13 protein-coding genes and 1 rRNA gene (1 of these 14 cut by a window edge) are annotated in these 14,007 nt (G+C 60.4%); 3 read left to right on the plus strand and 11 right to left on the minus strand.

Going from position 1 to position 14,007, the window contains the following annotated elements; genetic code table 11:
- Nucleotides 1–32: 32 nt before the first annotated feature.
- From POS17_RS00555 to POS17_RS00605, 11 genes are all read right to left on the minus strand, one after another.
- Complete coding sequence (locus POS17_RS00555; RefSeq protein WP_060836904.1) at nucleotides 33–1,994, minus strand: DUF7844 domain-containing protein; 1,962 nt, start codon at nucleotides 1,992–1,994, stop codon at nucleotides 33–35.
- On the minus strand, nucleotides 1,991–2,311 hold the full coding sequence (locus POS17_RS00560) for a DUF2388 domain-containing protein (RefSeq protein ID WP_016963715.1): 321 nt from the start codon (nucleotides 2,309–2,311) through the stop codon (nucleotides 1,991–1,993). The genes POS17_RS00555 and POS17_RS00560 overlap by 4 nt, the downstream gene beginning before the upstream one ends.
- 27 nt (nucleotides 2,312–2,338) lie before the next feature.
- Entirely contained in the window at nucleotides 2,339–2,647 is a 309-nt protein-coding gene (locus POS17_RS00565; RefSeq protein ID WP_060836905.1) for a DUF2388 domain-containing protein, read from the minus strand.
- 100 nt (nucleotides 2,648–2,747) lie between these two features.
- Nucleotides 2,748–3,065: a DUF2388 domain-containing protein gene (locus POS17_RS00570; RefSeq protein WP_060836906.1), complete on the minus strand. Its 318-nt coding sequence runs from the start codon at nucleotides 3,063–3,065 to the stop codon at nucleotides 2,748–2,750.
- 167 nt (nucleotides 3,066–3,232) lie between these two features.
- Entirely contained in the window at nucleotides 3,233–3,442 is a 210-nt protein-coding gene (locus tag POS17_RS00575; RefSeq protein ID WP_060836907.1) for a DUF1127 domain-containing protein, read from the minus strand.
- A 282-nt stretch (nucleotides 3,443–3,724) separates the two neighbouring features.
- Nucleotides 3,725–3,940, minus strand: a complete 216-nt coding sequence (locus tag POS17_RS00580; RefSeq protein WP_003220409.1) for a DUF1127 domain-containing protein — start codon at nucleotides 3,938–3,940, stop codon at nucleotides 3,725–3,727.
- Between the two features lie 319 nt (nucleotides 3,941–4,259).
- On the minus strand, nucleotides 4,260–5,753 hold the full coding sequence (locus POS17_RS00585; protein ID WP_060836908.1) for an acetyl-CoA hydrolase/transferase family protein: 1,494 nt from the start codon (nucleotides 5,751–5,753) through the stop codon (nucleotides 4,260–4,262).
- Between the two features lie 179 nt (nucleotides 5,754–5,932).
- Nucleotides 5,933–7,369 carry an NAD(P)(+) transhydrogenase (Re/Si-specific) subunit beta gene (locus tag POS17_RS00590; protein WP_016963710.1) on the minus strand — a complete coding sequence of 479 codons (1,437 nt, stop codon included), beginning with the start codon at nucleotides 7,367–7,369 and terminating at the stop codon, nucleotides 5,933–5,935.
- Nucleotides 7,369–7,692, minus strand: coding sequence for an NAD(P) transhydrogenase subunit alpha (locus POS17_RS00595; protein ID WP_005783507.1), 324 nt, complete (start codon nucleotides 7,690–7,692; stop codon nucleotides 7,369–7,371). The genes POS17_RS00590 and POS17_RS00595 overlap by 1 nt, the downstream gene beginning before the upstream one ends.
- A gap of 15 nt (nucleotides 7,693–7,707) precedes the next feature.
- A complete protein-coding gene (locus tag POS17_RS00600; RefSeq protein WP_060836909.1) occupies nucleotides 7,708–8,829 on the minus strand; it encodes a Re/Si-specific NAD(P)(+) transhydrogenase subunit alpha in 1,122 nt (373 codons plus the stop codon).
- 451 nt (nucleotides 8,830–9,280) lie between these two features.
- A complete protein-coding gene (locus POS17_RS00605) occupies nucleotides 9,281–10,180 on the minus strand; it encodes a LysR family transcriptional regulator (protein WP_060836910.1) in 900 nt (299 codons plus the stop codon).
- Nucleotides 10,181–10,338: 158 nt separating this feature from the next.
- Between POS17_RS00605 and POS17_RS00610 the strand changes: the two genes are divergently transcribed.
- The 3 genes from POS17_RS00610 to POS17_RS00620 form a co-directional block, all read left to right on the plus strand.
- The gene (locus tag POS17_RS00610; RefSeq protein ID WP_016963707.1) at nucleotides 10,339–11,520 is read left to right on the plus strand and encodes an acyl-CoA dehydrogenase; all 1,182 of its coding nucleotides are present in this window, start codon (nucleotides 10,339–10,341) and stop codon (nucleotides 11,518–11,520) included.
- A gap of 13 nt (nucleotides 11,521–11,533) precedes the next feature.
- On the plus strand, nucleotides 11,534–12,754 hold the full coding sequence (locus POS17_RS00615; RefSeq protein ID WP_060836911.1) for a CaiB/BaiF CoA transferase family protein: 1,221 nt from the start codon (nucleotides 11,534–11,536) through the stop codon (nucleotides 12,752–12,754).
- 644 nt (nucleotides 12,755–13,398) lie between these two features.
- Nucleotides 13,399–14,007 (plus strand): 16S ribosomal RNA (locus tag POS17_RS00620) (it continues 930 nt past the right edge of the window).

Consider the following 14,007-nt stretch of genomic DNA (forward strand, 5'->3'; position numbering starts at 1 on the left):
GCCGGAGCCTTGGGCCCTTTCGCCGCCGGTGGCTACGGCAGTTCCAGCCCGCCCGCCGCCTTGTGCAGAGCCCGCAGATGCTCGCCCACCTGCTTCAGGTTGGCCTCGTTGGCGGCAATCTCAGCGGCCCGCTCCGGCTCCAGCAGGGCTCGCACTTCCTTGTCCAGTTCACCGGTCAAGGATTGCAGCTGCTTTTGCCGCTCGCTGCTTTCGGACTCCAGGCGTTGCCATTCACCAGGTTGTGGCAAGCCATAGCCGCTGCTGCCCAGCAGTTCCGCCGGGCGGCTGAGGAAGCCGCTGTTGGCGAGAATTTCCTGCAAGGTCTTGTTGGCCTTTTCCATGCCGCCGTTCTTCAGCTCGCGAGCGCCCAGGTAGCGCTGCTTGACCTCGTCCTGGGCCAGCAGCAGTTGCCGGCGATAGCTGGCCTGCTCCAGCAGCAGCAAGGCAGCGCTGGTGCGCAAGTCGGCCTGGTCGAACCAGCGCCGGCGCTCCTCGGCGTTCAGCGACAGCCAGTCTTCGACACTGGCCTGCTTGATCGGCAAGTGCTTCCTGATCACCTCGAACATCGCCTGATAGCGGTCGCGGAAGGAGTCGAAGCGATAGCCCAGGCGCAGTGCCTCGCGTGGGTCGTCGAGCACGCTGGTGTCCGCCAGTCCCCTGCCCTTGAGCACTTCCAGCAGGCCGTTGGGCATGATGCTGTCGAGGCCGATCAGTTGCTTGTTGTTGCTGCCGCTGCGCAGCAGCTTGAGGCTTTCCACCGCGCAGTTGTTGGACAGGAAGTAATAGTTGCCGTCGTAGCTCCAGTGCATTTCCGCGGCGTGCTCCACCACCTCCTCGATCTCGCTGCGCGACAGTTTCAAGGGCACCGAGGCCAGGCTGCGCAGTTCGGTCTTGGTGTATTCGTCGATGACTTGCGACAGCGGCAGGACAAACAGTCGCGACGGGTATTTGCCCACCAGGCCGTCCCAGCTGGACAGCTGCACATCGCCGACAAAAGCGCGGTAGGACAGCACCAGGTGCTGGTCCAGGTCGAGGCGGCAATCCGGCCCACGGGGACGGCCCGGGGCGCAGATCACCAGGCGCAGCATGCTGTGGCCCCAGCGACTGACCCAGTTCTGGTTGGCTTCGGCCAGCAGATAGTCCACGGCGTAGACCCGTTCCGGGTCCACCTTGCCCAGCGGCGTCTTGGCGAAGTCGTTGCCGGCGTTGAGAAAGGCGAAGGACTGGGCGCAGTGGTCCTTGGCGGCCGGGGCCCAGCCGAAATGTTCCTGGTAGTAGCGGTACAGCGCCGGGCGGCGGCAGGCGTAGCTCGGGTCGAGGAGGAAGTACTCCATGTTCACCGCGACGAATTCCTTCGGGTTGGTGATCTCGTAGAGGTCCGGGCTGCGGGCGATCTGGCGGTTGTGCTGTTCCCGTTCTCCGCGACGCCCGACATATTGCGGCCAGCCGGCCAGGTCCAGCAGGCGCGGGTCATCGCTGAGGGTGAAGCGCCGGTCGTTCTGGCCGCGGCACTCATCCGGCAGGCCGATCGGACCGGAGGTGCTGTTCTTGCGGGTACAGCGCTGGATCAGGCTGCGTTCGGCACTGGGCCATAGACGCGCGCGATCGTAAATGTGGGTCAGTTCGTGGAGCACCGTGGCAAGCATTTCCCGGCGCACGGTGCCGTGGGGGCGGCTGGTCTTCTGGGTAGCGGCGGAGCCGTCGGTCAGGCTTGGCAAGAGGGCGCGATTGAGGTCCAGTGCCGATACCAGGGATGCCTCGCCATAGGCGTTGTCGGGCATCTGGTCGGTCCAGCCGACGTCGATGGTGCGGTCCAGTTGCTGGATGAAGCGCGGCGGCAGTGCCTGCATCGCTTCATCCAGCAGCGCCTGGCTGGCGTGTTGTTGCGCGGGGCTCAAGCCATCGGTCTTGAGGCGCAATTGCAGGTCGGCCTGGGCGGTGCCGCAGAGCAGCGCCAGGGTCCCGGCCAGCAGCCAGGCGAGGACGGGTTTCACAGAGCGAGGATGGCTTCGGCGAGGACCTGATCGCTGGCGTCGCGGGCTTCCGGCAACTGGGTGCGCAGGGCCGTGAACGCCGCTTCCAATTGGGCGCCACGGATATCGCCATTGCTGGCGACGAAGCTGGCGGCATCGTCATGGGCTTCACGCACGACTTTGGAGTCGCGGATCGACGTGGTGGTGTCCGAGGTGAAATCGATCGTGCGGCCAGAGGCACGGACGATGATGTTACTGGTGGCCACCAGGGTGTGTGCCTGGGCCACGTCGGCCAACAACAGCAGGCCAAGGGTGGCGGCAATCAGCGGGCTACGCATGGAACGACTCCGGAATAACAGGGGTGACTATTGGACGAGAATTGCCTGCGCCAGTTCAAGGTCGCTGGCATGAAGTTTTGCCCGGTGGTGCCGCAGATAGCTCAGGGCGGACTCCAGGCGCGCGCCACGCAGTTGGCCGTCGGTTGCCACGAAGGCGGCGGCGTCGTCTTGGGCGGCGAGCAGCAGTTTATGGTCGAAGGGCGCCGAGGTCACCTGGCTTGTGGCGTAAACGGTGACGACCGAGCTTTGGGTGGTCAGGTCGAATGCCTGCACCGAGCCGGCCCAACAGACGGCGATGAATACTGGAGCAAAAAGCGAAATTCGGAACAAACCCATGAGTCTCGACAGCTGAAAAACAGCGCCAAGGCTAGCGCAATGGTCCGGACAGGGCCAGCGCAGAGGGTTTCAGGTGCGTAGGCGCACCTGAAATCTTCGTTCAGATCGCCAGGATGGCCTGGGCCAGCTGGGCGTCAGTGGCCTGCAGTTGGGGGACCTGTTGGCGAATGTGGTTGAAGGCGCTTTCCAGTTTCACTCCACGAATGGCGCCGTCGGTGGCGACGAAGCTGGCGGCGTCATCCCGAGCGGCACGTACGATCTTGTTGTCGCGCAGGGAGGAGGTGGCGTCGGAGGTGGCGTCGGTGGTGGCCTTGAGCGCGCCGACGATGGCGTCGGTGGTCACGATCAGGCTGGTGGCGTTGGCATTGGCGGCCAGGGTCAGCAATGCGGCAGCGCCGAGCAGGCGAAGACGGGACATGGGGAACTCCTGTGAATGGACAGACAGATTAAGGGCGCTGAGTGAGACGCCGGGCAGCCACTGCGAGGTGCTGTGTCTGATTGTTCTGACGCAGCTTAGGTAAAAATCGCTACGTCGCTGCAGATATTAGGCTGAGCTGTTGCGTTCGCACAGCGTGGTGTCGGGCGTTAGCGCCAAAAGGGCTTGTGCAGTTCTGCTGCCCTGTCGCCATGGCTGATGCCGCTGTCCGACAGTTGTCGTTCGTCCATCTGTGCCAGCAACCGGCGGGTGCGGGCCCGCTCCATCATGCTGGCGAGGGCCGTGATCCAGCGCTTGAAGGCTGTGCTGCATGAGGTGGCCGGAAGGTCGGTGTCGGGTTTGCCGGAGCATGAGTCCATGGTGCTTTCCTCCTTGAGCAGCCGAGCGATGGGCTTGCTGCAGCGTCATGGTGCGACGGTTGGAGGGCAGTCATACAGATACACCAGGGCAAAATTGTACTGGTTAATTGTTATGTTTGATAAAACTGTACCTATCGCAATCAACTTGGCTGTATTTGTGTTGCGAACCATTTTTTCCAGGCCAGAACGACAAGACCCGTCGCGGTTTCCCGCGACGGGTCTTGTGTGTGCAATTCGGGGTGCTGGCGGTGGACCCGGTGGGTCAGAGCCAGCGACGCTGAGTTAGCGCCAGAACGGCTTGCTCAGCTCTTCGTAGCGTTGTGCTTCGCTTATCCCGGCATCGGCCAGCAGACGCGAATCCAGGCGAGCCAGTTGGTGGCGGCTGGAGATGCGGCGCTGCCACAGCATCAGGTTGGCGATAACGCGCAGAGGCAGGGAAGCCTGGGTTTTTGCAGCTTTGTCTTCGAAGAACAGTTCGGAACTGAGTGTACGTTCCATGGTTGACATCCTTCCGCTTGTGGCGGGATCAGGTAGTGGTTTAACTGGTGCCCATGATCCTCTTCCGGTGCAAGACTCTGTAGATACAGTTCACCTGTATTGTGAGGGACCAGTTAACTGTTTATAGGGGCTGTACTGTTCCGAAAAGGCGCAACTGTACCTGTCAGCACCTTTTTGGTGCATTTGTGCGCTTTTGAGTGATGAGGTGGCGGTTTTAGGCGGGGAAAATACCGGTACAGCAGTACAGTTTTTGACGATCATTGGCGGGTGGTCGGCCAGCTGACGAAACGGTGTTTGCGTCAGCTGCCAACTGTATCAATCACTCGGCGAGCATTTTCCCGGTTTCTTCCAGGTTGATGTGCCAGCTCAGGGCATCGCGCAGGATGTGTGGCGTGTGGCCGCCCAGGGCGCAGGCCTTGGTGAAGTAGTCGTTCAACGCTTCGCGGTAGGACGGATGCACGCAGTTGTCGATGATCACCCGGGCCCGTTCACGTGGCGCCAGGCCGCGCAGGTCGGCCAGGCCGATCTCGGTGACCAGGATGTCGACGTCATGCTCGGTGTGGTCCACGTGGCTGACCATCGGCACCACGCTGGAAATCGCCCCGCCCTTGGCAATCGACTTGGTGACGAAGATCGCCAGGTGCGCGTTGCGGGCGAAGTCGCCGGAGCCGCCGATGCCGTTCATCATCCGCGTGCCGCAGACGTGGGTGGAGTTGACGTTGCCGTAGATGTCGAACTCCAGCGCGGTGTTGATGCCAATGATGCCCAGGCGGCGCACCACTTCCGGATGGTTGGAGATCTCTTGTGGGCGCAGCACCAGCTTGTCCTTGTAGCGCTCCAGGTTGCCGAACACATCGGCGTTGCGCCGGCTCGACAGGGTGATGGAGCTGCCGGAGGCGAAGCTCAGCTTGCCGGCGTCGATCAGGTCGAAGGTCGAGTCCTGCAGCACTTCGGAGTACATGGTCAGGTTCTCGAACGGCGACTCGATCAGGCCGCACATCACCGCGTTGGCAATGTTGCCGATACCGGCCTGCAGCGGGCCGAGCTTGTTGCTCATGCGCCCGGCATCGACTTCCTGCTTGAGGAAGTCGATCAGGTGATTGGCGATGCCCTGGGTTTCGCTATCCGGGGTGGAGACGGTGGATGGCGAGTCGGACTGGTTGGTGATGACGATGGCGACGATCTTTTCCGCCGGGATCGGAATCGCCGTGCTGCCGATGCGATCGTCGACCTTCACCAGGGGAATAGGTGTACGGGTCGGACGATAGGTCGGGATATAGATGTCGTGCAGGCCTTCCAGGTTCGGGTTGTGCGCCAGGTTGATCTCAACGATCACCTGCTTGGCGAAGATCGCGAAACTGGCGGAGTTGCCCACCGAGGTGGTGGGCACGATATGGCCCTGTTCGGTGATGGCCACGGCCTCGATCACCGCGATGTCCGGCAGCTTGAGCTGCTGGTTGCGCAGCTGCTCGACGGTTTCCGACAGGTGCTGGTCGATGAACATCACTTCGCCGGCGTTGATCGCCTTGCGCAGGGTGCTGTCGACCTGGAACGGCATGCGCCGGGCCAGGACCCCGGCCTCGGTGAGTTGCTTGTCCAGGTCGTTGCCCAGGCTGGCGCCGGTCATCAGGCTGATTTTCAGCGGGGTCACCTTGGCCCGTTCGGCCAGGGCATGGGGCACGGCCTTGGCTTCACCGGCGCGGGTGAAGCCGCTCATGCCGACGGTCATGCCGTCCTCAATCAGAGCGGCAGCGTCGGCGGCGCTCATCACCTTATCCAACAACGAAGGCAAGCGGATACGATCACGGTACATGGATTGTTATCTCGGGCAACGGAAGCAAGAAGCGCAGTCTAGTGATTTCAAAAAAAAACACCGCGCGACAAAGGTCGAATGAAAGGTCCTGATCTAGAGCCTTCTGTCGGCTTCATGAGGTCAATAAAAAACCCCAGCCTACTAAAGGCTGAGGTTTTGGGTATTGCGCTACAGCAGCTTTACTCGACGGCTTTGACCATGTCTTCGATGACCTTCTTCGCGTCACCGAAGACCATCATGGTCTTGTCCAGGTAGAACAGTTCGTTGTCCAGGCCGGCATAGCCGCTGGCCATGGAGCGCTTGTTGACGATGATGGTCTTGGCCTTGAAGGCTTCGAGGATCGGCATGCCGGCGATGGGCGACTTCGGATCGTTCTTCGCTGCCGGGTTGACCACGTCGTTGGCGCCCAGTACCAGCACCACATCGGCCTGGCCGAACTCGGAGTTGATGTCTTCCATCTCGAACACCTGGTCGTAAGGCACCTCGGCCTCGGCCAGCAGTACGTTCATGTGCCCGGGCATGCGCCCTGCCACCGGGTGGATCGCGTACTTCACGGTGACGCCACGGTGGGTCAGCTTCTCGGTCAGCTCCTTCAACGCGTGCTGGGCCCGGGCCACGGCCAGGCCGTAACCGGGAACGATGATCACGGTGTCGGCGTTGGTCAGCAGGAACGTCGCATCGTCCGCCGAGCCAGATTTCACCGGGCGGGCTTCTTGAGCCCCGGCCGGGCCGCCAGCGTCGGCACTGTTGCCGAAACCGCCGAGCAGCACGTTGAAGAACGAACGGTTCATCGCCTTGCACATGATGTACGAGAGGATCGCGCCGCTGGAGCCCACCAGGGAGCCGGCGATGATCAGCATCGAGTTGTTCAGGGAGAAACCGATCCCTGCTGCTGCCCAGCCCGAGTAGCTGTTGAGCATTGACACCACCACCGGCATGTCGGCGCCGCCGATCGGGATGATGATCAGCACGCCCATGACGAAGGCCAGCGCCAGCATCAGGGCAAAGGCGCCGAGGTTGCCGGTGGCCATGAAGGTCACGCCCAGGCCAAGGGTGGCCAGGCCCAGCACCAGATTGAGCTTGTGCTGGCCGGCAAACTGTACCGGTGCACCCTGGAACAGGCGGAACTTGTACTTGCCCGAAAGCTTGCCGAAGGCGATCACCGAACCGGAGAAGGTAATGGCACCGATGGCAGCACCGAGGAACAGCTCCAGGCGGTTACCGGCGGGGATTGCGTCGCCCAGGTGTTTGACGATGCCCAGGGACTGGGGCTCGACCACGGCGGCAATGGCAATGAACACCGCGGCCAGGCCGATCATGCTGTGCATGAAGGCCACCAGTTCCGGCATCTTGGTCATCTCGACGCGCTTGGCCATGATCGAACCGGCGGTGCCGCCGATCAGCAGGCCGACGATGACGTAGCCGATACCGGCGGTCGCCAGTTCCGCGCCCAGTTTATAGATGAGGCCGATGGTGGTCAGGACCGCCAGGGCCATGCCCAACATGCCGAACAGGTTGCCGCGTCGGGACGTGGTCGGGTGCGAAAGCCCCTTGAGCGCCTGGATAAAGCACACCGAGGCGATCAGATAGAGGGTTGTTACCAGGTTCATGCTCATTATTTCTGCACCTCTTCTTTCACGGCTTTGGGCGCTTTCTTCTTAAACATTTCCAGCATGCGACGGGTCACCAGGAAGCCACCGAACACGTTGACCGCGGCCAGGGCTACGGCCAGGGTGCCCATGGTCTTGCCCAGCGGGGTCACGGTCAGGGCGGCAGCCAGCATGGCGCCGACGATGACGATCGCGGAAATGGCGTTGGTCACCGCCATCAGTGGCGTGTGCAGTGCGGGTGTCACGTTCCAGACCACGTGGTAACCGACATAGATCGCCAGCACGAAGATGATCAGGTTGTAGATACCGGGGGAGATAAGCTCTTCCATCGTCTGAATCCCTGCTTAGGCGTTTTTGCGGATGACTTGGCCGTCGCGGCACATCAGGCACGCGGCGACGATGTCGTCTTCTAGGTTGACTTCGAACTGCCCTTCTTTGGTGAAGACAAGCTTCAGGAAGTCCAGCAGGTTGCGGGCGTACAGCGCCGAGGCGTCAGCGGCGACGGCGCCGGCCAGGTTGGTCGGGCCAACGATGGTCACGCCGTTTTCCACCACCACCTGGTCCGCCACGGTCAGCGGGCAGTTGCCACCCTGGGCGGCTGCCAGGTCGATGACCACCGAGCCGGGCTTCATCTGGGCCACGGTTTCGGCGCTGAGCAAGGTCGGCGCCTTGCGGCCTGGAATCAGTGCGGTGGTAATGACGATATCCGCCTGCTTGGCGCGCTCGTGCACTGCCAGGGCCTGGCGCTGCATCCAGCTGGCGGGCATGGGGCGGGCATAACCGCCGACGCCGACGGCGCATTCGCGCTCCTCATCGGTTTCGTAAGGCACGTCGACGAACTTGGCGCCCAAGGACTCGATCTGCTCTTTCACCGCCGGACGCACATCCGAAGCCTCGATCACTGCCCCCAGGCGCTTGGCCGTGGCGATGGCCTGCAGCCCCGCCACGCCGGCGCCGAGAATCAGCACGCGGGCCGCTTTGACGGTACCGGCGGCGGTCATCAGCATCGGCATGAAGCGCGGGTAGTAGTGGGCGGCCAGCAGTACGGCCTTGTAACCGGCGATGTTGGCCTGGGATGACAGCACGTCCAGGCTCTGGGCCCGAGAGGTACGTGGCGCCGCTTCCAGGGCGAAGGCGGTAATGCCGCGCTCGGCCAGCTTGGCGATGGTTTCATTGCTGAACGGATTGAGCATGCCCACCAGCACGGTGCCGCTCTTGATCAGGGCCAGTTCGCTGTCGCTGGGGGCGACGACCTTGAGAATCAGTTCGGCGCCAAAGGCATCGTTGGCGCTGCCAATGGTGGCTCCTGCCGCTTCATAGGCACTGTCGACCACGCTGGCATTGATGCCCGCGCCGCTTTGCACAGTGACTTTATGACCCTGGCCGATCAGCTTCTTGATGGTTTCCGGGGTTGCAGCAACCCGTGTTTCACCCGTCTGGGTTTCGAGAGGAACACCAATGTGCACGTCAAATCTCCTGCTTGATCTTATTGCTTTCGATCTTTCTTAGAAGGCCAGCGCACTGCGGAGGGTGCGACTGGGGCGGCCGATCAGCACGATCCCGCTGAAATCGCAGCGGGGCGCGGCATTTTGCAGGCGAACTTTGAGGCCTTCAAGGGATTCTGACTAGTGACGGAAAATTAACTACAAGTCACCCCGTGACCGAATGTCGCAAGGGGTGGGGTTAAACCCTTGTAAGCCGTGCCTTTCAAGGCTTTTATCGTCTAAATAAGATTTTTCTCATCCGCTGTGTGAATAGTCTTACATTACTGTCAAATAAACCCTACAGGCCGCGTGGTTAGGCGCTTTTAGGACTATTGTCCGAGGTGTCGGTACAGTCTGTTGAAATGCGACAAATACTTATATCTGTAGGGCTTTTGTTTTTCTGACTACGGGGTCAGCTAATCGCTGGAGGCCCCTACCCTTCTAGGTTGTAGCTGTGTGCCTGATTCACCAGCCAATCGCGAAATGCCCGTAAAGAGGCGGATTCCACCTTGCGCTCGGGAATCATCAGGTAATACGCCTTGATGCTGGTCAGAGCCTGCGGGTTGGCAATGACCAGACGTTTTTCCGCCAGTTCGCGCTGGATCAGGAAGGCTGGAATCAGCGCGATACCCATGTCGTGCATGGCTGCCTGGGCGAGCATGGAGAATAGCTCGTAGCGTGGGCCTGTCATGTCGCGGGGGACGTTCAACTGCTGTGAGTTGAACCATTGGCGCCAGGCATAGGGTCGGGTGGTCTGTTGCAGCAGGGGCAGCTCGGCGATGGCTGCGGCGCTCAGTTGCTGCCGATCAGCCAGCAGGGCCGGGCTGCACACCGGTACCGGGTGCTCGCCCATCAGGCGATGGGACTGGGTGCCGGACCAATCGGCATCACCAAAGTAGATGGCGGCGTCAAATGGCGTGTCGGCAAACAGGAAGGGGCGCGTGCGGTTGGTCAGGTTGACGGTGACTTCGGGGTGTTGCTGCTGGAAATCCTTGAGGCGCGGCAGCAGCCACTGGGTGCCGAAGGTCGGGACCACCGCCAGCTCGATGACATTGGCGCCCTGCTGCCCCATCACGGAGAGCGTGTCGCGTTCCACCGCATCCAGTTGTGTCGCTACCCGGCGGCTGTAGGAAAGCCCGGCTTCGGTGAGTTTGACGCCCCGCCGCGAGCGTCGAAACAGCTCCACGCCGAGAAACTCTTCCAGGCTGGCGATCTGTCGGCAGACGGCGCCCTGGGTCAGGGAAAGCTCCTGCGCCGCCTTGGTGAAGCTTTCGTGACGGGCGGCGGCCTCGAAGCTGATCAGGGCGGCGGTGCTGGGGATCTTCCTGCGCATGTACGGCAATCTCACTAATAGACGCTGTAAAAGGTAATTTTGGCCATTACGGAGTGAGAAATTAGCACAACAACTTGCGAAATCCTCGTTTGCCCGCGAGCTCCTGTCAGGCCTAGGATCGGTCCACGATAGTTGACCTACTTCACGAGGATTCACTCATGGGCGGCAAAGCAAGCTTCAACTGGATCGATCCCCTTCTGCTGGACCAGCAACTCACCGAAGAAGAGCGCATGGTCCGCGACAGCGCCGAGCAGTTCGCTCAGGACAAGCTGGCGCCTCGGGTGTTGGAAGCTTTTCGCCATGAGCAGACCGATCCGGCCATTTTCCGTGAAATGGGTGAAGTCGGCCTGTTGGGGGCGACCATTCCCGAGCAGTACGGCGGCAGCGGCCTGAACTATGTGTGCTACGGCCTGATCGCACGGGAAGTGGAGCGCGTCGATTCCGGCTATCGCTCGATGATGAGTGTGCAGTCGTCCCTGGTGATGGTGCCGATCAATGAGTTCGGGACCGAGGCGCAAAAACAGAAGTACCTGCCGAAGCTGGCGTCCGGCGAGTGGATTGGTTGCTTTGGTCTGACCGAGCCGAACCATGGTTCCGACCCGGGTGCGATGATTTCTCGTGCACGCAAAGTGGATGGGGGCTACAGCCTGACCGGCAGCAAGATGTGGATCACCAACAGTCCGATCGCGGATGTGTTTGTGGTCTGGGCCAAGGATGACGCCGGCGATATCCGCGGTTTCGTTCTGGAGAAGGGTTGGAAAGGCCTGAGCGCACCGGCCATTCATGGCAAGGTGGGGCTGCGTGCGTCGATCACTGGGGAAATCGTCATGGACAACGTGTTCGTGCCGGAAGAGAACATCTTCCCGGACGTGCGCGGTCTCAAAGGTCCATTCACTTGCTTGAACTCGGCCCGTTACGGCATCTCCTGGGGGGCTTTGGGTGCGGCGGAGTTCTGCTGGCATACCGCGCGGCAATACACGCTGGATCGCCAGCAGTTCGGTCGGCCCCTGGCGGCGACTCAACTGATCCAGAAAAAGCTGGCGGACATGCAGACCGAGATTACCCTCGCCCTTCAGGGGTGCCTGCGTCTGGGGCGGATGAAGGATGAAGGAACGGCGGCAGTGGAAATCACTTCGATCATGAAGCGCAACTCCTGCGGCAAGTCCCTGGACATCGCCCGTATGGCTCGTGACATGTTGGGTGGCAATGGCATCTCTGATGAGTTCGGCATCGCCCGGCACCTGGTGAACCTGGAAGTGGTCAACACTTACGAAGGCACCCATGACGTTCATGCGCTGATTCTGGGGCGCGCGCAAACCGGCATCCAGGCGTTCTATTAATAGGAGAGCGACTATGGGCGCGTTATCGCATCTGCGGGTACTGGATTTATCGCGGGTATTGGCCGGGCCCTGGTCCGGGCAGATCCTGGCGGACCTGGGGGCCGAAGTCATCAAGGTCGAACGTCCGGGCAATGGTGACGATACGCGCGCCTGGGGGCCGCCCTTCCTGAAGGATGCTGATGGCGAGAACACTACGGAGGCCGCTTATTACCTGTCGGCCAACCGTAACAAGCAGTCGGTGACCATAGATTTCACCCGCCCTGAGGGGCAGCAGTTGGTGCGTGAGCTGGCGGCCAAGTCGGATATCGTCATCGAGAACTTCAAGGTGGGTGGACTGGCGGCCTATGGCCTGGACTATGAGTCGCTCAAGGCGATCAATCCGCGCTTGATCTATTGTTCGATCACCGGGTTTGGGCAGACGGGGCCTTATGCCAAGCGTGCCGGCTATGACTTCATGATCCAGGGGCTGGGCGGATTGATGAGCCTGACCGGTCGGCCTGAAGGGGATGACGGAGCCGGGCCGGTGAAGGTGGGGGTGGCCTTGACCGACATCCTGACGGGGCTGTATTCGACGGTGGCGATTCTGGCTGCCTTGGCTCATCGTGATCAGGGCGGCGCCGGGCAGCACATTGATATGGCGCTATTGGATGTGCAGGTTGCATGTCTGGCCAACCAGGCGATGAACTACCTGACGACGGGGGTTGCTCCGAAGCGCTTGGGGAACGCTCACCCGAACATAGTTCCCTATCAGGATTTTCCGACCGCAGATGGTGATTTCATTCTTACCGTGGGGAATGACGGGCAGTTTCGCAAGTTTGCCGAGGTCGCAGGCCAGCCCCAGTGGGCGGACGATCCTCGGTTTGCCACTAATAAGCTGCGGGTGGCCAACCGGGCTGTGTTGATTCCACTGATTCGTCAGGCGACGGTGTTCAAGACCACTGCCGAGTGGGTGAGTCAGTTGGAGCAGGCAGGTGTGCCCTGTGGGCCGATCAATGACCTGGCTCAGGTGTTTGCTGATCCGCAGGTGGTGTCACGGCGGCTGGCGTTGGAGTTGCCTCATGCGTTGGCGGGAATTGTGCCTCAGGTGGCCAGTCCGATTCGTCTTTCCGAGACGCCGGTGGAGTATCGCCATGCCCCTCCTCTATTGGGTGAGCACACGGCGCAGGTTCTGCAGCAGGTTTTGGGAATGAAGGGCGAGGCCGTTGAGGCATTGAGGCGGTCGGGGGTGTTGTAGGCCTTCTCTTCTATATAGAGAGGCGTGCGGCCGTATCTGTGCATCGCCTGCCAAAGCGGCTCTTCTGGGGTTGTCTGCTCTTATTCATAGAAAATTCAAATTAAAGGTTGACGGCAGATTCTACAGGTCTATAATTCGCCCCACTTCCGGCGCAGTCGAAACGGAAAACTCCTTGATATTCAACGAGTTACGCAGTTTTCGGCGGCGGTTACGCTTCAGTTCATCGAAGCCAGAAGCAGTTAGTAAGGCAGTGTGTTTTCGCCTTATTAACGATTCGATCGTCTCGGTCGAAAGCGGTTGAAAAGAGGTGTTGACAGCAGCGTGTAACGCTGTAGAATTCGCCTCCCGCTAACGAGAGATCGAAAGCGCAAGTGGTTGAAGTTGTTGAGGAAATCTTCAAAAACTTCTTAAAAAATCGCTTGACAGTAAATGAGGCTGCTGTAGAATGCGCGCCTCGGTTGAGACGAAAGATCTTAACCAACCGCTCTTTAACAACTGAATCAAGCAATTCGTGTGGGTGCTTGTGGAGTCAGACTGATAGTCAAAAAGATTATCAGCATCACAAGTTACTCCGCGAGAAATCAAAGATGTAACCAACGATTGCTGAGCCAAGTTTAGGGTTTTCTCAAAACCCAAAGATGTTTGAACTGAAGAGTTTGATCATGGCTCAGATTGAACGCTGGCGGCAGGCCTAACACATGCAAGTCGAGCGGCAGCACGGGTACTTGTACCTGGTGGCGAGCGGCGGACGGGTGAGTAATGCCTAGGAATCTGCCTGGTAGTGGGGGATAACGTCCGGAAACGGGCGCTAATACCGCATACGTCCTACGGGAGAAAGTGGGGGATCTTCGGACCTCACGCTATCAGATGAGCCTAGGTCGGATTAGCTAGTTGGTGAGGTAATGGCTCACCAAGGCTACGATCCGTAACTGGTCTGAGAGGATGATCAGTCACACTGGAACTGAGACACGGTCCAGACTCCTACGGGAGGCAGCAGTGGGGAATATTGGACAATGGGCGAAAGCCTGATCCAGCCATGCCGCGTGTGTGAAGAAGGTCTTCGGATTGTAAAGCACTTTAAGTTGGGAGGAAGGGTACTTACCTAATACGTGAGTATTTTGACGTTACCGACAGAATAAGCACCGGCTAACTCTGTGCCAGCAGCCGCGGTAATACAGAGGGTGCAAGCGTTAATCGGAATTACTGGGCGTAAAGCGCGCGTAGGTGGTTTGTTAAGTTGGATGTGAAAGCCC

Origin of the sequence: Pseudomonas sp. Os17 (assembly GCF_001547895.1) — a bacterium.
Lineage (GTDB): Bacteria > Pseudomonadota > Gammaproteobacteria > Pseudomonadales > Pseudomonadaceae > Aquipseudomonas.

Excerpts from the sequence above, each read along its gene's own strand:
- POS17_RS00585 (WP_060836908.1), bottom strand. The coding sequence starts at position 5,753 with ATGTACCGTGATCGTATCCGCTTGCCTTCGTTGTTGGATAAGGTGATG.
- POS17_RS00610 (WP_016963707.1), top strand. The coding sequence starts at position 10,339 with ATGGGCGGCAAAGCAAGCTTCAACTGGATCGATCCCCTTCTGCTGGAC.
- POS17_RS00615 (WP_060836911.1), top strand. The coding sequence starts at position 11,534 with ATGGGCGCGTTATCGCATCTGCGGGTACTGGATTTATCGCGGGTATTG.
- POS17_RS00575 (WP_060836907.1), bottom strand. The coding sequence starts at position 3,442 with ATGGACTCATGCTCCGGCAAACCCGACACCGACCTTCCGGCCACCTCA.
- POS17_RS00590 (WP_016963710.1), bottom strand. The coding sequence starts at position 7,369 with ATGAGCATGAACCTGGTAACAACCCTCTATCTGATCGCCTCGGTGTGC.
- POS17_RS00570 (WP_060836906.1), bottom strand. The coding sequence starts at position 3,065 with ATGTCCCGTCTTCGCCTGCTCGGCGCTGCCGCATTGCTGACCCTGGCC.
- POS17_RS00595 (WP_005783507.1), bottom strand. The coding sequence starts at position 7,692 with ATGGAAGAGCTTATCTCCCCCGGTATCTACAACCTGATCATCTTCGTG.
- POS17_RS00560 (WP_016963715.1), bottom strand. The coding sequence starts at position 2,311 with ATGCGTAGCCCGCTGATTGCCGCCACCCTTGGCCTGCTGTTGTTGGCC.
- POS17_RS00580 (WP_003220409.1), bottom strand. The coding sequence starts at position 3,940 with ATGGAACGTACACTCAGTTCCGAACTGTTCTTCGAAGACAAAGCTGCA.
- POS17_RS00565 (WP_060836905.1), bottom strand. The coding sequence starts at position 2,647 with ATGGGTTTGTTCCGAATTTCGCTTTTTGCTCCAGTATTCATCGCCGTC.
- POS17_RS00605 (WP_060836910.1), bottom strand. The coding sequence starts at position 10,180 with ATGCGCAGGAAGATCCCCAGCACCGCCGCCCTGATCAGCTTCGAGGCC.